A 20,499-nucleotide genomic window follows, 5' to 3' on the forward strand; every position below is an offset into this window, starting at 1 on the left:
AATACTTAAGAAGTATAATAATTTTTAAGGAGAGATGACAACATGTATATCAGTTATCATGGACATTCAGTAGTAAAAATTCAAACAAATACACATACAATATTAATTGATCCTTTTATAAATGGAAATGGACAAACCGATCTAGAGGCTTCGGAAGTAACGGCTGATGTCATTCTATTGACACATGGTCATAATGATCATGTAGGGGATACTGTTGAGATTGCAAAAAGAAGCGATGCGTTAGTAGTTGCACCGTTTGAGCTTGCAGAGTTTATAGAATCTCAAGGTGTTAAAGTGCATGCAATGGGGATAGGTGGTTCCAGAGAATTTGAATTTGGTACAGTAAAATTTACACAAGCATTCCATAGCTCCTCATATACAAAGGAAGATGGTCAATCCGTTTATACTGGAATGCCTGCTGGAATACTACTTACAGTAGAGGGAGAGACAATCTATCATGCAGGGGATACCTCTTTGTTTGGAGATATGAAGTTAATCGGTGATAGAAATAACATTAAAGTTGCTTTCCTACCTATTGGAGATAATTTCACAATGGGGCCAGAGGATGCTGCCTATGCTGTGGAATTATTAAAACCAGAAATAGTTGTACCAATTCACTACAATACTTTCCCACCAATTAAACAGGATCCAAATAAATTCAAGGAACTTGTAAAATCAGCGGAAGTTCAAGTTTTAAATGCAGGAGACAGCGTACAACTGTCACGTGATTAGAAAAAAAGGAAAATGTGGTACAATAAACGTATAACAAGCGTTTGGATGTGACTACATGACAACAAAACACGAACAAATATTAGCGTATATAGAAAAACTGCCAGTTGGAGATAAAATATCGGTTAGGCAAATTGCAAAAGACTTAATAGTTAGTGAAGGAACTGCCTATCGTGCCATAAAAGAAGCGGAAACTAGAAGGCTAGTTAGTACGATTGAACGAGTAGGAACTATACGAATAGAGTTAAAGAAAAAAGAGCATTTTGAACGGCTAACTTTCGCAGAAGTTGTAAATATTGTAGATGGACAAGTATTAGGTGGTAAAACGGGTCTTTATAAAACGTTGAACAAATTTGTAATAGGTGCCATGCAATTAGAAGATATGATGCGATACGTAGAGCCTGGTAATTTACTCATTGTTGGAAACCGCTTAAAGGTTCATGAAACCGCACTACAGGCAGGAGCGGCAATACTTGTAACAGGGGGCTTTGATGTTCCAGAGCCTACAAAGAAACTAGCTGATGAATTTGAATTGCCGGTTATCTCAACAAGTTATGACTCATTTACGGTTGCAACGATGATTAATCGTGCAATTGATGACCAATTGATCAAAAAAGACGTACTGCTTATTGAGGATATTTATATTCCTTTAGAAAAAACATCGTTTCTACGTACTACCGATCATGTAAAGCAATATCGAGAATTGAATGATGAAACCACACATGGAGGATTTCCAGTGGTGGATAAAGCGAATAAATTAGTAGGAATTGTCACAGCTAGAGATGTAATCGGAAAAGAAAATCATGAACTAATTGAAAAAGTTATGACGAGAACACCTATATCTATTACGATGAAAACGAGTGTAGCTTCGGCAAGTCACCGTATGATTTGGGAAGGAATCGATTTATTGCCAGTTGTAGGCGATAACAACAATCTAGAAGGGGTTATCAGTAGACAGGACGTCTTAAAAGCTTTGCAAGCAGCGTCGAGGCAACCTCAAAATGGAGAAACTATTGATGATATTGTGAAACAGCAAATAAAAGCAATTTCTTCAGAGGAATTTATCTTTGAATTTGAAGTAACCCCTCAAATGACCGATCATTTTGGTGCAATGTCTTACGGTGCATTTACGATACTAGTCACGGAGACAGGATCTCAAACGTTGAAAATTCGAAAACGTGGAGAAAGTGTTGTCGAGAATATGACGATTTATTATACAAAGCCAATCCAATTAGAGAGTATACTTCGAGTACATGCTCGCGTTTTAGAAATGAGTAGAAAAGTGGCAAAAATGGACCTAGAAGTTTTCAACGAAAAACAATTAGTAGGAAAAGCAATGGTTACGTATCAGTTATTGGAGAGATAAAGTGAAACTTCAATCAGCAGGGGGGGTCTTCATCCCCCGCAGATTGTTAGTTATGTCCCACACGATGTGGGACACACAGACGTTGCAAACGCTCTTTTATTTTGCCACGAGCTGTGCGCAGGAGCAACACGATGTTGCGTACTTAGTCTGGGATCATTTATTTCATCGGGCTTATACGGGCAGTTGATCTCCCACTCATCTTTACGTTTTTCTTCAATCTTGAAGTCGGAGTCTTACTGCCCCGTTAATGCGGGATAAAAAAATGATGCAGCTGTTAGAGCTGCATCATTCTAATCCTTATTGATTTAACGTGAGTTCCTCTTGAACAAACTGTCCGTAATGCTTGCTTGCTTTATAATTATGATACATAAAATAACCACCAAGTAAAACAAACAAACCAGTAACAGCATACGTAACAGAGGATTGGTAAATTACTAAAAAGTTAAGACCGAAGAAAAACATGAACGCACCAAGGCATACAGCTGCCCTTGCAGCAAACCATTTTTTTCGAATCGGTAAATTTGTTCGTAACTGTTTTGTTTTAAAATAGAAATACCAAACAAATGAGATAACTATTGCACATATCAATATTCCATTAAGAATCATTATGAACCTCCATTAAAGTGAAACTTCCATCATATCCTTCTATTATTGTAATAGTAAATTTCAAAAAATGCGAATGGTAATCCTGACTAACTGAGGAGAAATGACATGAAAAGACAAATCATCGACACAATCGAACGCTATGACAAAATAATAATTCACAGACATGTGAGACCAGATCCGGATGCTTATGGCTCTCAAATTGGACTGAAAGAGTTAATATCTCTGAACTATCCGAACAAAAAAGTACTAGCAACGGGAAAACATGAACACACATTAGATTTTCTTGCTCGTCCTGACTCCGTGTTGGATGAGGATTTTAAAGATGCATTAATCATTGTTACAGATACAGCTAATACGGAAAGAATTGATGACGAACGTTATAAGCTAGGAAGCTATCTGATAAAAATCGATCATCATCCAAATGATGATGCGTACGGAGATTTACTTTGGGTCGATACAAATGCAAGCTCTGTAAGTGAATTGATCTGTGAGCTTTTCGCAGAAGCGAAAGACTATAAAAACTGGAAGATGGATGCGACTGTTGCAAGACTTTTATATGCAGGGATTGTTGGGGATACTGGTCGATTCATGTTCCATAGTACAACAGAGCAAACGATGAAATTTGCAGGTCAATTAATTTCTTATGGGTTTGATCGCACAGAACTATTTAATGGGATGTATGAAGTAGAAAGCAACCTGCTTCAGTTAAAAGGATATATATATGCAAACTTTGAAATGGATGACAACGGTGTTGGTCATATGAAACTAACGCGGAAATTATTAAAAGAATATAATGTATCCGATTCAGAGGCTTCCTTATTAGTAAGTGTGTTAGCGGATGTCAAAGGCATGAAATGCTGGGTATTTTTCATAGAAGATACAGATACCATTCGAGTTCGCTTGCGATCTAAAGGTCCTATCATTAATACAGTGGCGAAAAAATATGGTGGTGGCGGTCATCCACTTGCTGCCGGGGCTTCTGTACAAACTTGGGAAGAAGCAGATTTGGTAATTGAAGATTTAAAAAAGCTGTAAATTGAGGTGTGTTATATGGAAACAGTATATCCACAAATTGTAACATCAGCGGATATGCTGAAAAGTACAATTCAATTGGAGCCACTTATAGAAAAGTTAAAAAGTAATCACGCAAAGGCAGTCGCCATTACAAATAGTACTTTGTATGGCATAATGCCTTTTTGGCATGCAATGAAAAATCAACAAATTCATCCGGTTATCGGACTATCAATCCATGTCCAATTAGACGATAAAAGTGTTCCACTCGTACTGTATGTGGAAAATATTAAAGGCTATGAAAATCTGTTAAAAATTTCAAGCGGCTTAGAAACAAGGGAGTTGAAGGAACTCCCTAAGAAATGGCTTGCAGCTTATAAAGATGGTCTCATTGCAGTTTATCGAGGAGATAAACAGTTTTCTGAAGATAGTTTAGGGGAGCTAAAAGACTTATTTAGAGATAATAATTTGTATGTTGGAATAGAAAGAACGAATGGAATAAAGCAAGAGTTCGAAGACGAAATATTCAAAGCATCAAAACAATTCTCCACTAATATTACTGTTTTTCATATGAGTCGCTATCTACAAAAAGAAGATGCGTTTGCCTATGAAGTATTAAACGCTATGGATCAATCTTTAAAAATGTCTGATCGAAATCGATTAAAACCTCCGGAAGATTCCTATCATGTGTTGACAGAAAAAGAATGGGCGGAATGGTTCTCCGATGTACCTGAATGGCTTGAAAATACGAAAGCTATGCTAGAAAGATGTTGTGTTAATTTCGACAAACAATCACATATTATGCCGAAATTTCCCTTATCTGAGCAGCAAAGTGCAAAAGATTATTTGCGAGCACTTTGCGAAGAAGGCTTAACCATTCGTTTAGGCGAAGTGACACAAAATTATAAAGACCGTCTACATTATGAACTTCAAATTATTAATGAGATGAATTACGAGGATTATTTTTTAATCGTGCAAGATTTTATAAAATTTGCCAAAAGAGTGGGTATTTTGACTGGTCCGGGTCGAGGATCTTCCGCAAGTTCACTTGTCGCCTATTCCCTTTTTATAACGGACGTGGACCCTCTTGTATATGGTCTTTTATTCGAACGATTTTTAAATCCTGAACGTATCACCATGCCCGATATTGATATTGACTTTGCGGATTCAAGAAGAATGGAAGTTATTCGATATGTTGCCGAAAAATACGGAAAAAATTATGTTTCGCAAATTATTACATTTGGTACATTATCCGCAAAGTCAGTAGCCAGAGAAGTTGCGAGAATCTTTGGCTTTGAATCGTCTACATTAGAAGCTATTTCTTCTTTTATCCCAAACAAACATGGCATAACTTTAAAAGAAGCGTATGCACAATCACAAAAGTTACGTGAGTTTATACAAACAGAAGAAATACGAAAAAAGTGGTTTGAAGTTGCATTGGCGTTAGAAGGATTACCTAGAAATGCCTCTACGCATGCCGCAGGGGTTGTACTATCACCGGTCCCATTAGTAGACGTAGTTCCCATTCAAATGGGGCATGACGATCTATTTTTAACACAATGGCCGATGAAAGAAGTGGAACAGGCAGGCTTGTTAAAGATGGATTTTCTCGGGCTAAGAAACTTAACGATTATTGAACGAATTTTAAAGATTATCCATAAGAATAACCGTCAATCTTTCTCGCTGGATTCTATTCCTTTCGATGATAAGCGTACCTTCCATCTATTACAAAACGGCGATACGACGGGTGTCTTTCAACTAGAGTCGGAAGGTATGCGACAATCCCTAAAGCAAATCCAACCGACAAAGTTTGAAGACATTGTAGCAGTAAATGCTCTTTATAGACCAGGTCCAATGGAAAGTATTCCACTTTATGCGAAACGAAAACGAGGACAACTACCGGTGACATTTGAACATCCGGTTTTACAGCCGATCCTACAAGAAACATATGGGATTATCGTCTATCAAGAACAAATAATGCAAATCGCATCCCAAATGGCAGGCTTTACTTTTGGAGAAGCCGATTTACTCCGTCGAGCAGTAAGTAAAAAAAATCGAGAAATCTTGCAAAAAGAAAGAACGCATTTTGTGCAAAAAGCAATTCAACTAGGTCATTCTGAACAGGCTTCTTCATCTGTATATGATCTGATTGTTCGCTTTGCAGATTATGGTTTTCCAAAAAGCCATGCGGTAGCATACAGTGTCATCTCCTATCAAATGGCTTTCTTAAAAGCACATTTTCCAGAAGCTTTTTATTGTGCGTTACTTAGCACAGCAACGGGCAATCAAGACAAGATTAATCAACTAGTAATGGAAATGAAGCAAAAAGGAATTCCTATACTACCGCCTTCTATTTTTAATAGCAGCAACTTTTTTACTGTGGAAAATGATGGAGTAAGATTTGGTTTACAAGCGATTAAAGGTGTTTCACACGCATTTATCCAAAAATTATTACAACAAAGAAGGAATGGAACAAGGAAGTGGGAGGATCTTTTTGACCTTGCTGCTGATTTATCTGCTATTCATTTTACTAGAAAAAATATGGAGCCACTTATCAAAGCAGGTGCACTCGATCATTTCCAAGAAGAGCGATCTACCCTACTGGCAACACTGGACGCAGCAGTAAAGTACGCAGAACTTGTTAGTCCTACGGAGGATACTGACTTATTTGAAGGAAATGCGACTCATTTTGGAAAGTCAAAGTATATTCGAACGGATGAATTGCCACTTATGGTCAAACTTCAATTTGAAAAAGAAGTATTAGGTCAATATTTTTCAGAGCATCCTACAGTTTCGAAGAAAAAGCATATGGCTCAACAAGTTATGGATATTTGGGATGTCGTCCAAGCTTCGAAAGATTGGAAAGTCACCGTAGTTGGATTAATACAGGAAATAAAAAAAATTCGAACGAAAAAAGGCGAATCGATGGCTTTTGTCACGATACAGGATGAAACGGGAAGTGTTTCTGTCACGCTATTTCCAGAGGATTATGCAAAGCATAATTCTTTGTTAGAAGAGCTAGCAATCATTGTAGTGGAGGGAAAATCGGAGCGTCGTAATGGTCGAACTCAAATAATAGGAAAAATAGTTTCAAGATAAACTGTACATTCCTCGTACAGTTTTTTCTTTACGTGACTCTCATTTTTTTGTATGCTATTAACTATGAGTGGTCAGACCACTTTGTAATTAATGGAAGAGTGAGGCTTGAATGATTCCAAATAATAACTCCAGGAAAATGTTTTTAGAAATAGTTAAGCAACTAAGACAACTCATTCATGATGAAAATATTGCAGTTGGTGGAAAACTACCGTCTGAAAGAGAGCTTGCAGAAAGACTACAGGTTGGTCGATCCACTGTAAGGGAAGCGCTTAGAAGTTTAGAATTGCTTGGAATAATAGAAACAAGAAGAGGAGAAGGAACTTTTCTTTCTGATTTTCGCAAACATCAGTTAGTGGAATTATTATCTACTTTTATATTACAGGATGTTAAATCCAAAAAAGATGTTCATACTACGATGCAAGCATTAGAAAAAGACGCAATTCGTACAATATGTATGACAGATGTACTTCATAAACAATCCATTTGGGATGCTTTCTTAGATAAATTACATGAGGAAGTACTTCAAGAAGATATTATTCGAGAAATTATCATTATATCTAATAATCGACTAGCCTTGAAAATATGGTTTTTATTGAAACAGTTTGCTGATGAACCTTATCGCAGTTTTATGAATGTAGAAGAGAAGAAAGCCTGGAAGCTACTTTTGACCAATTTAAAAGTTGGGAATGAGCAACAAGCAATATCCTATTACAATGAATGGAAATTGTTAACGAATAGGGGAGAAATAAAATGATTCGAGACATATTTAGAAAAAACCAAAAAAAGAAATATGCAACAATACCAACTGAAAAAGCGAAAAATGATGTGCCGGAAGGAATTATGATGAAATGTCCGGAATGTAGAAAAAATGTCTTCACTAAGGACTTGATGAAAAATTTAAAAGTCTGCCCTACTTGTGATCATCATATGAAAATGACTGCACATGAACGAGTAGAAATCTTTTTAGACGAAAACACATTTGAATCAATGGACGACCATTTAGAAACAGTAAATCCATTAAATTTTCCAAGCTATACAGAAAAAATTAAATCGGATGCAAAAAAAACTGGTATAAATGAAGCCGTCCTTACTGGTGTGGGTCAATTAGAAGGACAAAAAGTAGTTGTAGCAATTATGGATTCCCATTTCAGAATGGGTTCTATGGGATCTGTTGTTGGAGAGAAAATTACGAGAGCTATTGAAAAAGCAACGGAGCTTCAAGTTCCATTTATTATTTTCACTGCAAGCGGTGGGGCTAGAATGCAAGAAGGTGTTCTATCGTTAATGCAAATGGCGAAAACTTCCGTAGCGTTAAGAAGACATAGCGATCACGGTCTTTTATATATTTCCATCTTAACGCATCCAACTACAGGCGGTGTTTCAGCAAGCTTTGCTTCAGTAGGTGATATTAATATTGCAGAACCAAAAGCATTGATAGGATTTGCTGGTCGTCGAGTAATTGAACAAACAGTGCGTGAAAAACTTCCGGAAGATTTTCAAACAGCAGAATTTTTAATGGAGCATGGCCAGTTGGATGCAGTAATTCATCGAAAAGATATGCGTGAAAAAGTGGCAACACTTGTCCAAATGCATATGAGTAAGGAGGTTTCTACATGGTAAAAACATTGCCCTTTGAAGAACCAGTTGTTCAGCTAAAAGCTAAAATAGAAGAGTTAAAAGAGTATACTGTAAATGCAGACGTGGATATGACTGCAGAAATAGAAAATCTAGAAAAAAGATTACAAAGATTAGAAAAAGAAATCTATGAAAACATGGAGCCATGGGATCGTGTGCAGGTTGCTCGTCATCCTAGCCGTCCGACGACAAGAGATTATATTCAATTATTATTTACAGATTTCATCGAGCTACATGGCGACCGTCTGTACGGAGATGATGCTGCAATCATAGGTGGAATTGCATTGTTCGATGGTAAACCTATTACGATTATTGGTCATCAACGTGGAGCTGATACAAAAGAAAATATTAAACGTAATTTCGGAATGCCACATCCGGAAGGCTATCGAAAAGCATTGCGTTTAATGAAACAAGCAGAAAAATTCAATCGCCCGATTATTTGTTTTATCGATACAAAAGGGGCTTATCCTGGTAAAGCAGCAGAAGAGCGTGGACAAAGTGAAGCGATTGCTAGAAATTTAGTGGAAATGGCTGGTTTAAAAGTACCGGTTATTAGTGTTGTCATTGGAGAAGGTGGAAGTGGTGGTGCGCTTGCACTTGGCGTTGCAAACCATATTCATATGCTGGAAAACTCCACTTATTCGGTTATTTCTCCAGAAGGAGCAGCATCGATTTTATGGAAAGATGCATCACTCGCTAAACAAGCGGCAGAAGCGATGAAAATAACTGCACCTGATTTGAAAAAGATGAATATCATTGATGGAGTTATTCGCGAAGTTTATGGCGGTGCTCATAGAGATTCAGAGGCACAAGCAACGTATATGAAAGAAGTTCTTCTCAACTCTTTACGTGAGCTTTCCAAGCTTTCTGCTGAACAATTAATCGATGAGCGTTATAATAAGTTCAAACATATTGGGGAATTCACCGAGTAAAAAAATGCGTCTATAGTGACGCATTTTTTTTGACTCCATTCATGATAAGATGAAATTATTAAATATAAAAGTTTGGAGGAACCATTGTGAAGCGTATAGGTGTATTAACGAGTGGTGGAGACGCGCCTGGGATGAATGCTGCAATACGTGCTGTTGTAAGAAAAGCAATATATGAGGGACTAGAAGTAGTAGGAATCTTTCATGGGTATCAAGGGTTAATCGATGGAAATATGGAAGAGTTAAATTTGGGCTCGGTAGGGGATATTATTCAAAGAGGTGGAACCAAGCTTTATTCCGCGAGATGTCCAGAGTTTCGAACAGAGGAAGGCCAACAAAAAGCGATAGAACAATTAAAAGCAAACGGTATTGAAGGGCTTGTTGTTATCGGCGGTGATGGTTCTTATCGTGGTTCGATGACGTTAACGAAAAAAGGATTCCCTTGCGTAGGAATACCTGGCACGATTGATAATGATATTCCAGGAACAGATTATACGCTTGGTTTCGATACTGCACTTAACACGGTAATTGATTGTATTGATAAGATTCGTGATACAGCCACTTCTCACGATCGAACTTTTATTGTTGAAGTAATGGGGAGAGATGCAGGAGATTTAGCTTTGTGGGCTGGTTTAGCAGGCGGAGCAGAGACAATTATTATTCCAGAAGTAAACATGAATATGGAAGAAGTAGTGGAACGTTTAAAAAGCGGAACTTCTCGTGGAAAAAAACATAGTATCATTATCGTTGCTGAAGGAGTTATGAGTGGATCAGAATTTGCAACTAAATTAATGGAGCAAGCAAATATTGAAACCCGTGTTTCCGTTCTAGGACATATTCAGCGCGGAGGATCCCCGACTGGTCGTGACCGAGTGCTTGCAAGTATGTTCGGTGCAAAAGCTGTTGAAGTTTTAATGGCAGGTAATGGGGGACGTGCAGTTGGCATACAGAACCATGAAGTGGTAGACTATGATATGAATGAAGCATTTGAAAGAAACGAAGTATTCGATAAGGATATGTATCAATTATCGAAAGAATTATCTATTTAAGACCAGATAATAATTCTTTTACATAGAAAGGATTTGGACAATGAGAAAAACAAAAATAGTTTGTACAATAGGGCCAGCAAGTGAATCAGAGGAAAAGTTAGAAAAATTAATCGAGGCAGGGATGAACGTAGCTAGATTAAATTTTTCACATGGAAGCCACGAAGAACATGCTGCAAGGATTAAAACAATTAGAAAAGTGTCCAAAAAAGTAGGGAAAATTGTAGGGATTTTATTGGATACGAAAGGGCCAGAAATTCGTACACATAAAATGGAAAATGACGCAATTGAACTTGAGTCTGGTCAAACAATTGATATTTCTATGACGGAAGTTTTAGGAAATACGGAACGTTTTTCTATTTCATATGAAAAACTAATAGAAGATGTACAAGAAGGTTCAATTATTTTATTAGACGACGGCTTAATCGAGTTAATCGTTACCAATATTAATATGTCTGATGGCATTATTTCTACGTATGTTCAAAATGCTGGAACATTAAAAAACAATAAAGGTGTAAATGTACCTGGAGTTTCTGTACAATTGCCGGGAATTACAGAGAAAGATGCAAAAGATATACTATTTGGAATAGAGCAAGATGTAGATTTCATCGCCGCATCTTTTGTACGTCGAGCTAAAGATGTACTCGAAATTAGAGAGTTACTTGAAAATAATAAAGGCTCTCATATTCAAATCATCCCGAAAATCGAAAACCAAGAAGGTGTCGATAACATTGATGAAATTATTCAAGTTTCAGACGGTTTAATGGTCGCAAGGGGAGATCTCGGTGTAGAAATTCCAGCAGAAGAGGTTCCTTTAGTACAAAAAAGCCTTATTCAAAAATGTAATGAAGCAGGAAAACCAGTTATTACAGCAACCCAAATGCTAGATTCCATGCAGCGTAACCCAAGACCAACTCGTGCAGAAGCTAGTGATGTTGCAAATGCTATTTTAGATGGAACAGATGCTATTATGCTATCAGGTGAAACTGCAGCAGGTACCTACCCTGTAGAAGCTGTTCAAACAATGGATAAAATCGCTAAAAGAACAGAAAACGCAATCGATTATCGTGGACATGTATCCAAGCTAAGTAAAGCGCGTGACGTGAATTTAACGGATGCCATTGGACAAGCTGTCGCACATACTGCGATAAACTTAAAAGTAAAAGCAGTAATCGCACCTACAGAGAGCGGTCATACGGCTAAAATGATTGCTAAGTTTAGACCAGGAGTTCCAATCATTGCAGTGACGTCTTCTGATTTACCGTCTAGAAACCTAACCCTCGTATGGGGAGTTTACCCGATTGTTGGGAAAAAAGCTTATTCAACAGATGAAGTGCTAGAAACAGCAATTGAAGAAAGTATCGCCCATCAGTATGTAAACCATGGGGAGCTTGTTGTAATTACTGCAGGAGTTCCAGTTGGTGAAGCGGGTACAACAAACTTGATGAAAGTTCATGTAATTGGTGACAAAGTTGCTAAAGGGCAAGGAATTGGGAAATCCTCTGCACATGGAAAAGCCATTGTAGTAAATAATGCAAGTGAGTTGGCAGGACAGGACACAACAAATAGTATTATTGTTACGATTGGTTCTGATCGTGATATGGTTCCAAGCATTGAAAATTGTAAAGGGCTTATTACAGAAGAAGGCGGATTGACTAGTCATGCAGCAGTTGTCGGGCTAAGCTTAGGAATTCCGGTCATCGTTGGTGTTGAAAATGCCACCAAATTAATAAAAGATGGTCAAGAATTAACAATAGATGCGATCAGTGGGGCTATTTATAACGGTCACGCAAGCATTATTTAAAAAATTGCCTCACCATTTAAGGTGGGGCAATTATTCTAGGAGATCTAGCTCCAGCGCCTTACCCCTCGGGGTCAAATGTGAAAAAGCTGTGGTGGCTGAGGAGCTGCCTCCTCGCTTTTCCCCATTTGCCTGTCGGGGCAGACATAGGCGATTGCGCTTTTCATAGGAAGGTGAATGTATGAAATGGATTATAGGCTTAATCATAGTTATCCCAGCAATAGAGTTATATATATTGTTGCTATCTGGTAGAACAATTGGAGCAGGATATACATTACTCTTGATCTTAGCAAGTGGGATAATTGGTGCATATTTTGCAAAGAGACAAGGAATGAGAGCCTTTCGAGAAGTTTCGGACAATATCAAAAATGGTCAAGCACCAGGAGAGGTTGCTATAAATGGAATTTTCATCTTTATTGGGTCTATCTTAGTAATACTTCCTGGTTTTATTTCGGATTTTCTTGGCTTTATGTTGTTATTTTCCCCTACAAGAAATCTATTTAAACCGCTACTCTATCGCTGGATTCGTAAAAAGATGAAAAATGGTCAAGTTATTGTGATGAAGTCTTCGTAAGATTTTCCCACTTGTTTGCGATTAAGTAAATAAACGGACTAAATAATATTCCTATAAATCCAAAGATTAAAATGGCTGCCGCGCTTAGAAAGAATACGTGGACGGCCTTTATTTGCATAGAGGAAGACCACAAAACATTTTCTACAATATGCCTTGTTAACTGAACAAATATATATAGAAGTAAAACGATTATCCCAGCCATTCGTTGCTCCATTAAGAAAAAGTAAACACTAAGCGGTATTAATAGTATTCCTGTACCTAAAAAAGGGATACTATCAACTAGCGATACGAGAAACGCATATTTTACAGGATTATGGAAACCTAATAATTGAAACCCTATAGCTAAAAGAACAAAGGTCAAAAAAAACAGTTTTAACTCTACAGAGATAAATTTATTCATGACGCCAGATGATTTTCTTAGCGCTCTTTGAGAAAAATTTCGTGCTTTTTTAGGAAAGTAAACGAGAAACCACAGACGATCTTTCGTAGATTCGTATAAAGAAAAAAATAAACCAATACTAAATAAAAAAACTTCAAAAAAATAAGAAGGTAAATTTGTCAGATTTAATAATAAATCATTCAGTAGTTTGTTTAATAGATTTTGAAACTTTCCTTCAAAAAAAATGAAAATAGGATGCTGCTTCAATTCGACAAATGGTAATAATAAAATATGTTCATGAATAAGTGGAAGAATATCTAGAAGAGCTTGTACTATTACAAACAAAAATAATATAAAACTAGACAATATAACTGCTTCTGTTAACAGGACACTAACAGTAACAGGCAGCTTAATATTTTTATAAAAGAAATTTGTGATAGGGTATAAAAAATAACCACATAAAATTGCTAAAGATAAAGGATAAGCAACAAGCGAAATAAGTATAATAATTCCAAATGGTATCCAAAGTGACAAAAATTCTTTCTTATTTATTTGTAGAGTAATCATTTTCATCCATTCTTTTCAAAAAATTAGGATATACACACATTATTTTTTAATAATTTTAAGCGTTTTCATTCACAAAATCGCCAAATATGATTATACTAGAATTGTAAGGCTTAAAAGGTACATAATATATACAGATAATCTTTCGTCCGGCGATTAAGTGGAGCGAATTATTATACTGTAGAAGGGGAGATTTCGAAATGACAACAACTCGTGGTTTAGAAGGTGTTGTAGCTGCGGAGACTGCCATCAGTTCTATCATTGATGACACACTTACATACGTTGGCTACAATATTGACGATTTAGCAACAAATGCAAGTTTTGAAGAAGTAGTATATTTACTATGGCATAAACGCCTTCCAAAAGCAGATGAGCTAGCAGAACTAAAACAACAATTAGCTGATAATATGGCTGTTCCTCAAGAAGTTTTAAATCATTTCAAAACGTATCCAATTAATAATGTTCACCCCATGTCTGCTCTAAGAACAGCAGTATCTATGCTAGCATTATATGATGATGCTGCAGAAGATATGTCCGACGAGGCTAATTACTTAAAAGCAATTCAATTACAAGCAAAACTTCCGACATTAGTAACAGCATTTTCACGTGTTCGTAAAGGCTTGGAACCAATTGCACCTAAAACAGATCTAGGGTATGCTGCAAACTTCTTGTACATGTTATCTGGTGATCTTCCAGACGACATTGAAATAGAAGCTTTTGACAAAGCACTTGTACTTCATGCAGATCATGAGTTAAATGCATCTACATTTACTGCACGTGTTTGTGTAGCTACGCTATCAGATATGTATTCAGGTGTAGTAGCAGCACTAGGTGCCTTAAAAGGTCCACTGCACGGTGGTGCAAACGAACAAGTTATGAAAATGTTGACAGAAATTGGTTCACTAGATAATGTGGACAAGTATATTAATGAAAAACTAGATAACAAAGTAAAAATTATGGGCTTCGGTCACCGTGTATATCGTAAAGGAGATCCACGTGCGAAACACTTACGAGAGATGTCTAAAAAATTAACTACTCTTCGCGGTGAGTCAAAATTATATGATATGTCTGTTCGCATTGAAGAAATCGTTACTGGACAAAAGAATTTACCACCTAACGTAGATTTCTACTCTGCTTCTGTGTATCATTCATTAAATATTGACCATGATTTATTTACACCTATTTTTGCAGTTTCACGTGTGTCTGGTTGGACTGCACATATTCTCGAGCAATACGCTAACAACCGCTTAATCCGCCCTCGTGCAGATTATGTTGGACCTGGTTTGCAAACATATATTCCGATTGAAGAAAGATAATTTTATTGCCCTAAAAAATTTTTGTTCAACAACTTAATATGAGTTGATAGCATTATAGATATAGTAGGAGGAAATAATAACATGACAACTGGTAAAATCACTGTAGAAAACGGAGTACTTAACGTACCAAACACAGCAATTATTCCTTTCATCGAAGGAGACGGGACTGGTCCTGACATTTGGGCTTCTGCTTCACGCGTTCTAGAAGCAGCAGTTGAAAAAGCATATAACGGTGAAAAGAAAATTGAATGGAAAGAAGTACTTGCTGGTCAAAAAGCGTTTGATCAAACTGGCGAATGGTTACCACAAGAAACACTTGACGTAATCAATGAATATTTAATCGCTATTAAAGGACCACTTACAACACCAATCGGTGGTGGTATTCGTTCTTTAAACGTAGCATTACGTCAAGAACTTGATTTATATACTTGCTTACGTCCAGTTCGTTATTTCACTGGTGTTCCTTCTCCAGTAAAACGTCCTGAAGATACTGATATGGTGATCTTCCGTGAAAACACAGAAGATATCTATGCAGGTATTGAATATGCTAAAGGTTCGGATGAAGTGAAAAAGTTAATCAGTTTCCTTCAAAACGAAATGGGCGTTAATAAAATCCGTTTCCCTGAAACTTCAGGTATTGGTATTAAACCAGTTTCTGAAGAAGGTACGAAACGTTTAGTTCGCGCTGCACTTAACTATGCTATTAAAGAAGGTCGCGAATCTTTAACACTTGTTCATAAAGGAAATATCATGAAGTTCACTGAAGGAGCTTTCAAAAATTGGGGCTATGAAGTTGCTGAATCAGAATTCGGTGATAAAGTATTCACTTGGAACCAATACGATCAAATTAAAGAAGAGCAAGGAACTGAAGCTGCTGACAAAGCACAAGCAGACGCACTTGCAGCTGGTAAAATCTTAGTAAAAGATTCAATCGCTGATATCTTCTTACAACAAATCTTAACTCGTCCGAAAGAGTTCGATGTAGTTGCTACAATGAACTTAAACGGAGATTATATTTCTGATGCATTAGCTGCTCAAGTTGGTGGTATTGGTATCGCTCCAGGAGCTAACATTAACTATGTAACTGGACATGCTATCTTCGAAGCAACTCACGGAACAGCTCCAAAATATGCTGGTCTTGATAAAGTAAATCCATCATCTGTAATCCTTTCTGGTGTATTAATGCTTGAACACCTTGGTTGGACTGAAGCAGCAAAATTAATCATGGATTCTATGGAAAAAACAATTGCATCTAAAGTAGTAACTTACGACTTTGCTCGTCTAATGGACGGAGCAACGGAAGTTAAATGTTCAGAGTTCGGTGATGAACTTATCAAAAACATGTAATTTGAAATGAATTTTGGTCTAAAAGGAAGGGATTTTTCCCTTCCTTTTATCTTCATTCAGTAGAAGACCCCCACTTATTTGGGTGGTGAGATGAATTCGGTTTTGTTTACTGTTCAGTAGATGCTCAAAAGCCTACTGAGCGAAGATAAAGCCTTCGGCGGATGCCACAGATTTTGAAAGAAGTCAGGGAAGGCAGTCTAAGTTCGCGACATCCTGTAGGCCTCATGTTCGAATCAAAATCTGTAGGCAACTATGCCAAGGCGTAATTGATTTAAACAAAAGGAGAGTTTTCTAATGACATTGAAAAGAAGTAAAATCTCAGTAATCGGTGGCGGATTTACAGGAGCAACAACTGCTTTTCTACTTGCTCAAAAAGAACTTGGTGATATTGTCTTAGTAGATATTCCACAAGCAGAAAATGCTACTAAAGGGAAAGCATTAGATATGGCACAAGCTGGACCAGTACAAGGATTTGACGCAGAGATCATTGGTACTTCTAACTATGAAGATACAAAAAACTCGGATTTAGTAATTATTACGGCGGGTATTGCACGTAAACCTGGAATGAGCCGTGACGATTTAGTTCAAACAAACCAAAAAGTAATGAAAGCAGTAACAAGTGAAATTATAAAGTATTCACCAAATACTACTATCATCGTATTAACCAATCCAGTTGATGCAATGACCTATACGGTTTATAAAGAGTCAGGTCTTCCAAAAGAACGCGTAATCGGACAATCTGGTGTACTTGATACAGCTCGTTTCCGTACGTTTGTGGCACAAGAGTTAAACTTATCTGTTAAAGATGTTACTGGTTTTGTTCTTGGCGGACATGGAGATGATATGGTTCCATTAGTGAGATACTCCTATGCAGGTGGTATTCCATTAGAAAATCTTATCGACGCTAGCCGTCTAGAAGAAATCGTGGACCGCACTCGAAAAGGAGGAGCTGAAATCGTTAATCTTTTAGGAAATGGCTCTGCTTATTATGCGCCCGCAGCATCATTAGTGGAAATGGCTGAAGCGATCCTTAAAGACCAAAAGCGTGTACTACCATCTATTGCTTATTTAGAGGGTGAATATGGTATGGATGGTATATATCTTGGCGTTCCGACTGTACTGGGTATAGGCGGTATTGAGAAGATTGTTGAGCTTGAACTAACGGAGGAAGAAAAGGGTTTACTAAGTAAATCTGCTGATTCTGTTAAAGCAGTTATGAATGTTTTAGCATAATTCACGATAATATTAATCGAGTGTGGGAAACCCGCTCGATTTTTTTTGTACTTATTGTTAAGATAGATATAGCTAATTGATGGGAGGATGAAATCTTGTTATTGGGAAAGATACAGAAAAAGGGTAAGAATATAAATGATTTATTTATTGGTGAAAAATTAACAATTACTGAGAAAATAGAAGATAAGGATTTACTTCTATACTTAGGGTTAACAAATGATAATAATCCTTTATATATTCAGCACGATTTTGCTTCCAAAACAATCTATGAAAAACCTATTGTCCCACCAATTATGTTAATGGGTATTATTACAGCTGCTATCTCTAAATACTTACCCGGTCCAGGAGCTTATATAACAAAGCAAAACATCAGCTTTTTAGCACCTGCTTATCACTATTCAACTTTAAAGTTTACGTTCGAAGTAATGGAGATTGATATAAGTTCAAATGAAATAGTAATTTCAGTTATTGCTAATAATGAACAAAAGAATGCAGTATTGGCTGGTACTTTTTATGTTAATCCACCAGCAATCGAACAGTAAGTCTACATTTGAGGTCAAATGATTTGGAATGGGGGTTTCAAATCAACTTTGGAGGCAAAAAAAATGAAAAAAGTATTAGTTGTGGATGATGAAAGCTCAATTGTAACATTATTAAAATACAATCTGGAGGATGCAGGTTTTGAGGTCATTACTGCATATGACGGTTTAGAAGGTCTGAATCGAGCAGTGGAAGAAAATCCGGATGTCATTGTGTTAGATTGGATGTTGCCGCGTATGGACGGAATGGAAGTATGCAAGGAACTACGCCTAAAAAAAATTCAAACACCGATTATTATGCTTACTGCAAAAGACGAAGAATTTGATAAAGTGCTCGGTCTTGAATTGGGTGCGGATGATTATATGACCAAACCGTTTAGCCCTCGTGAAGTTACTGCTCGTGTAAAAGCAATGCTACGACGTTCTAATATTTCATCAGAGCATCAAATGAATGAAATAAAACAAAAAGAAGAAATATATTCGTTTGGACCATTACAAATTTATCCGGATCGATTTGAAGTGCTTTTAAATGAAGAACCAATCGAGTTTACACCGAAAGAATTTGAATTACTTGTTTACTTAATTGAAAACAAAAATAGAGTACTTACACGCGACCAATTATTAAGTGCTGTATGGAACTACGATTTTGCCGGGGATACGCGGATTGTAGATGTTCATGTTAGTCATTTACGAGATAAAATTGAAGAAAATAGTAGAAAGCCAATTTTCATTAAAACGATCAGAGGTCTAGGCTATAAATTCGAGGAACCTAAATTGTAATGAAAAGATTCCAATCCAAAATATTACGAACGTATTCTATAGTAATTGGATTAATTTTAGCTAGTCTTGGTCTCGTTCTTGGGCAACTTTATCCTATTTTTGTTCATCATTCCACTGTTGTTTTAATAGACTCCAAAATGGAGCAAATAGCTACAGATTTAGCTGCAACCGAACTTTCAAAAGAAGAGCAATCGTCTATAAAGCAAACACTAAGTTCAGCGCTTCAAAATAATGAAATGGCGAATGAACAACAATCACTCTGGTTGTTTTTATTTTTTATTTTGTTCATCACTTTTCTTGTTGCTTTATTTTTGGGAGCCAACATATTTAAAAAATATGCTCAACCAATTGAACATTTAACCGAAACCGCGATGGAACTTGCAAGAGGTAACTATCGTATTCGGGCATTTGAAGATGATTTTTCTGGTATGTCTACATTAAGCAATTCCATCAATATATTAGCACGCAATTTACATGATATTTCAGTTATGCGTGAAACGGAGAAAGAACGGTTAAAAACATTAATTGAGAACATGGGTAGTGCCTTGATCATGATTGACCGAAATGGATTAGTAACGATTGTGAATCGATCCTTTTTGAAGCAATTACAAATTTCTTTTGAAAATATAGATGGAAAACTTTTTCGTAAAATCGGTCTTCCAGATAAGATAGAAGCTTTTATCGATAAACTTTTTTTAACGGAATCCTCATCCCGTGAACAAATTCAGATTAAGCGAAATTTACATACTTATTATATGGATGCTTATGGGGCACCTGTAATTGGAGAACACGGAAGATGGCTAGGTATCGTAGTGGTAATGCATGATATCACAGAACTTATTAAGTTAGAGCAAGTACGAAAAGATTTTGTTGCAAATGTGTCCCACGAACTCAAAACACCGGTAACTTCTATTAAAGGATTTTCGGAGACATTACTTTATGGGGCATACAAAAATGAGGATACATTATTATCTTTTCTTGAGATTATTCATAAAGAAAGCAATCGATTGCAAATGCTTATTACCGATTTGTTGGACCTTTCCAAAGTGGAGCAAGTTGGGTATGAAGTGAATTTGAATAATATAAAATTGAGGGATGTATTGGATCGATGCATCGAGATGTCTACACATCTTTTGGAAGAAAAAGATATAGAATTGGCATTAGCAGTAGAAGACTCCGTGAAAGTATTAGGAGACTCCAATCGTTTAATGCAAATTTTGATGAATTTAGTGACAAATGCAATTACGTATTCGCCTGATCATACGACTTTACATATTTCCATTTTCAAGGATGAGAAGTATGGCATATTCCGAATTCAAGATGAAGGTATTGGAATTAGTAAGAAAGAGATTAGCCGAATATTTGAACGCTTTTATCGAGTGGATCGTGCAAGAAGTAGAAACTCAGGTGGTACCGGCCTAGGTCTGGCCATCGTAAAGCATCTAGTAGAAGCACATCATGGGTTGATAAAAGTAGAAAGTGAAGTAGGAAAAGGTACATGTTTTACAGTGTACATTCCACTTGTGCAAAGTTAATGGAGGTAAA

Annotated in this window: 18 protein-coding genes; 16 read left to right on the plus strand and 2 right to left on the minus strand. The window is 36.8% G+C overall.

Translation table 11 applies throughout. The features are described from left to right. The first annotated feature begins 42 nt into the window (after positions 1 to 42). Positions 43 to 732 (plus strand): metal-dependent hydrolase, encoded by a 690-nt coding sequence (locus tag ACIP9W_RS00600; protein WP_400785090.1) that lies wholly within the window; start codon positions 43 to 45, stop codon positions 730 to 732. Positions 733 to 787: 55 nt separating this feature from the next. Next, positions 788 to 2,095, plus strand: coding sequence for a DRTGG domain-containing protein (locus ACIP9W_RS00605; protein WP_282241388.1), 1,308 nt, complete (start codon positions 788 to 790; stop codon positions 2,093 to 2,095). 297 nt (positions 2,096 to 2,392) lie between these two features. Here the strand turns inward: ACIP9W_RS00605 and ACIP9W_RS00610 are convergent, their stop codons facing one another. Further along, positions 2,393 to 2,701 carry a YtpI family protein gene (locus ACIP9W_RS00610; RefSeq protein WP_282241390.1) on the minus strand — a complete coding sequence of 103 codons (309 nt, stop codon included), beginning with the start codon at positions 2,699 to 2,701 and terminating at the stop codon, positions 2,393 to 2,395. 105 nt (positions 2,702 to 2,806) lie between these two features. Between ACIP9W_RS00610 and ACIP9W_RS00615 the strand changes: the two genes are divergently transcribed. The 8 genes from ACIP9W_RS00615 to ACIP9W_RS00650 all read left to right on the plus strand — a co-directional run bounded on the left by ACIP9W_RS00615 (position 2,807) and on the right by ACIP9W_RS00650 (position 12,796). Next, the gene (locus tag ACIP9W_RS00615; protein ID WP_400785092.1) at positions 2,807 to 3,736 is read left to right on the plus strand and encodes a DHH family phosphoesterase; all 930 of its coding nucleotides are present in this window, start codon (positions 2,807 to 2,809) and stop codon (positions 3,734 to 3,736) included. A 15-nt stretch (positions 3,737 to 3,751) separates the two neighbouring features. After that, on the plus strand, positions 3,752 to 6,811 hold the full coding sequence (gene dnaE, locus ACIP9W_RS00620) for a DNA polymerase III subunit alpha (protein WP_400785094.1): 3,060 nt from the start codon (positions 3,752 to 3,754) through the stop codon (positions 6,809 to 6,811). Positions 6,812 to 6,920: 109 nt separating this feature from the next. Beyond that, entirely contained in the window at positions 6,921 to 7,565 is a 645-nt protein-coding gene (locus ACIP9W_RS00625) for a FadR/GntR family transcriptional regulator (protein ID WP_400785096.1), read from the plus strand. Beyond that, entirely contained in the window at positions 7,562 to 8,431 is an 870-nt protein-coding gene (gene accD / locus ACIP9W_RS00630; protein ID WP_400785098.1) for an acetyl-CoA carboxylase, carboxyltransferase subunit beta, read from the plus strand. Before ACIP9W_RS00625 ends, accD begins: the two co-directional genes overlap by 4 nt. Then, positions 8,425 to 9,378 (plus strand): acetyl-CoA carboxylase carboxyl transferase subunit alpha, encoded by a 954-nt coding sequence (accA, locus tag ACIP9W_RS00635; RefSeq protein WP_400785100.1) that lies wholly within the window; start codon positions 8,425 to 8,427, stop codon positions 9,376 to 9,378. Before accD ends, accA begins: the two co-directional genes overlap by 7 nt. A gap of 86 nt (positions 9,379 to 9,464) precedes the next feature. Continuing rightward, entirely contained in the window at positions 9,465 to 10,424 is a 960-nt protein-coding gene (gene pfkA, locus ACIP9W_RS00640) for a 6-phosphofructokinase (protein ID WP_400785102.1), read from the plus strand. A 40-nt stretch (positions 10,425 to 10,464) separates the two neighbouring features. Next, positions 10,465 to 12,225, plus strand: a complete 1,761-nt coding sequence (gene pyk, locus ACIP9W_RS00645; protein ID WP_282241396.1) for a pyruvate kinase — start codon at positions 10,465 to 10,467, stop codon at positions 12,223 to 12,225. A gap of 178 nt (positions 12,226 to 12,403) precedes the next feature. Then, positions 12,404 to 12,796, plus strand: coding sequence for an FxsA family protein (locus tag ACIP9W_RS00650; RefSeq protein ID WP_400785104.1), 393 nt, complete (start codon positions 12,404 to 12,406; stop codon positions 12,794 to 12,796). Here the strand turns inward: ACIP9W_RS00650 and ACIP9W_RS00655 are convergent. After that, positions 12,774 to 13,742: an AI-2E family transporter gene (locus ACIP9W_RS00655; RefSeq protein ID WP_400785106.1), complete on the minus strand. Its 969-nt coding sequence runs from the start codon at positions 13,740 to 13,742 to the stop codon at positions 12,774 to 12,776. The genes ACIP9W_RS00650 and ACIP9W_RS00655 overlap by 23 nt on opposite strands. Positions 13,743 to 13,939: 197 nt before the next feature. On the opposite strand from ACIP9W_RS00655, the gene citZ reads away from it, so the two are divergent. From citZ to pnpS, 6 genes are all read left to right on the plus strand, one after another. After that, positions 13,940 to 15,055 carry a citrate synthase gene (citZ, locus tag ACIP9W_RS00660; protein ID WP_282241399.1) on the plus strand — a complete coding sequence of 372 codons (1,116 nt, stop codon included), beginning with the start codon at positions 13,940 to 13,942 and terminating at the stop codon, positions 15,053 to 15,055. Positions 15,056 to 15,136: 81 nt separating this feature from the next. Further along, positions 15,137 to 16,402, plus strand: a complete 1,266-nt coding sequence (gene icd / locus ACIP9W_RS00665) for an NADP-dependent isocitrate dehydrogenase (RefSeq protein ID WP_282241400.1) — start codon at positions 15,137 to 15,139, stop codon at positions 16,400 to 16,402. A 294-nt stretch (positions 16,403 to 16,696) separates the two neighbouring features. Next, positions 16,697 to 17,635, plus strand: a complete 939-nt coding sequence (mdh, locus tag ACIP9W_RS00670) for a malate dehydrogenase (RefSeq protein WP_400785108.1) — start codon at positions 16,697 to 16,699, stop codon at positions 17,633 to 17,635. Positions 17,636 to 17,730: 95 nt separating this feature from the next. Beyond that, positions 17,731 to 18,177, plus strand: coding sequence for a MaoC/PaaZ C-terminal domain-containing protein (locus ACIP9W_RS00675; RefSeq protein ID WP_400785110.1), 447 nt, complete (start codon positions 17,731 to 17,733; stop codon positions 18,175 to 18,177). Between the two features lie 63 nt (positions 18,178 to 18,240). Further along, positions 18,241 to 18,954, plus strand: a complete 714-nt coding sequence (locus ACIP9W_RS00680; protein WP_282241403.1) for a response regulator transcription factor — start codon at positions 18,241 to 18,243, stop codon at positions 18,952 to 18,954. Further along, entirely contained in the window at positions 18,954 to 20,489 is a 1,536-nt protein-coding gene (gene pnpS, locus ACIP9W_RS00685) for a two-component system histidine kinase PnpS (protein ID WP_400785112.1), read from the plus strand. The genes ACIP9W_RS00680 and pnpS overlap by 1 nt, the downstream gene beginning before the upstream one ends. Positions 20,490 to 20,499: the final 10 nt, after the last annotated feature.

The sequence above is a fragment of the Psychrobacillus sp. NPDC093180 genome (genome assembly GCF_044754065.1).
GTDB lineage: Bacteria > Bacillota > Bacilli > Bacillales_A > Planococcaceae > Psychrobacillus.

Excerpts from the sequence above, each read along its gene's own strand:
- icd (WP_282241400.1), top strand. The coding sequence starts at position 15,137 with ATGACAACTGGTAAAATCACTGTAGAAAACGGAGTACTTAACGTACCA.
- ACIP9W_RS00610 (WP_282241390.1), bottom strand. The coding sequence starts at position 2,701 with ATGATTCTTAATGGAATATTGATATGTGCAATAGTTATCTCATTTGTT.
- ACIP9W_RS00605 (WP_282241388.1), top strand. The coding sequence starts at position 788 with ATGACAACAAAACACGAACAAATATTAGCGTATATAGAAAAACTGCCA.
- ACIP9W_RS00600 (WP_400785090.1), top strand. The coding sequence starts at position 43 with ATGTATATCAGTTATCATGGACATTCAGTAGTAAAAATTCAAACAAAT.
- accD (WP_400785098.1), top strand. The coding sequence starts at position 7,562 with ATGATTCGAGACATATTTAGAAAAAACCAAAAAAAGAAATATGCAACA.
- dnaE (WP_400785094.1), top strand. The coding sequence starts at position 3,752 with ATGGAAACAGTATATCCACAAATTGTAACATCAGCGGATATGCTGAAA.
- pnpS (WP_400785112.1), top strand. The coding sequence starts at position 18,954 with ATGAAAAGATTCCAATCCAAAATATTACGAACGTATTCTATAGTAATT.
- ACIP9W_RS00615 (WP_400785092.1), top strand. The coding sequence starts at position 2,807 with ATGAAAAGACAAATCATCGACACAATCGAACGCTATGACAAAATAATA.
- mdh (WP_400785108.1), top strand. The coding sequence starts at position 16,697 with ATGACATTGAAAAGAAGTAAAATCTCAGTAATCGGTGGCGGATTTACA.
- accA (WP_400785100.1), top strand. The coding sequence starts at position 8,425 with ATGGTAAAAACATTGCCCTTTGAAGAACCAGTTGTTCAGCTAAAAGCT.
- ACIP9W_RS00625 (WP_400785096.1), top strand. The coding sequence starts at position 6,921 with ATGATTCCAAATAATAACTCCAGGAAAATGTTTTTAGAAATAGTTAAG.
- ACIP9W_RS00650 (WP_400785104.1), top strand. The coding sequence starts at position 12,404 with ATGAAATGGATTATAGGCTTAATCATAGTTATCCCAGCAATAGAGTTA.
- ACIP9W_RS00655 (WP_400785106.1), bottom strand. The coding sequence starts at position 13,742 with ATGATTACTCTACAAATAAATAAGAAAGAATTTTTGTCACTTTGGATA.
- ACIP9W_RS00680 (WP_282241403.1), top strand. The coding sequence starts at position 18,241 with ATGAAAAAAGTATTAGTTGTGGATGATGAAAGCTCAATTGTAACATTA.
- citZ (WP_282241399.1), top strand. The coding sequence starts at position 13,940 with ATGACAACAACTCGTGGTTTAGAAGGTGTTGTAGCTGCGGAGACTGCC.
- pyk (WP_282241396.1), top strand. The coding sequence starts at position 10,465 with ATGAGAAAAACAAAAATAGTTTGTACAATAGGGCCAGCAAGTGAATCA.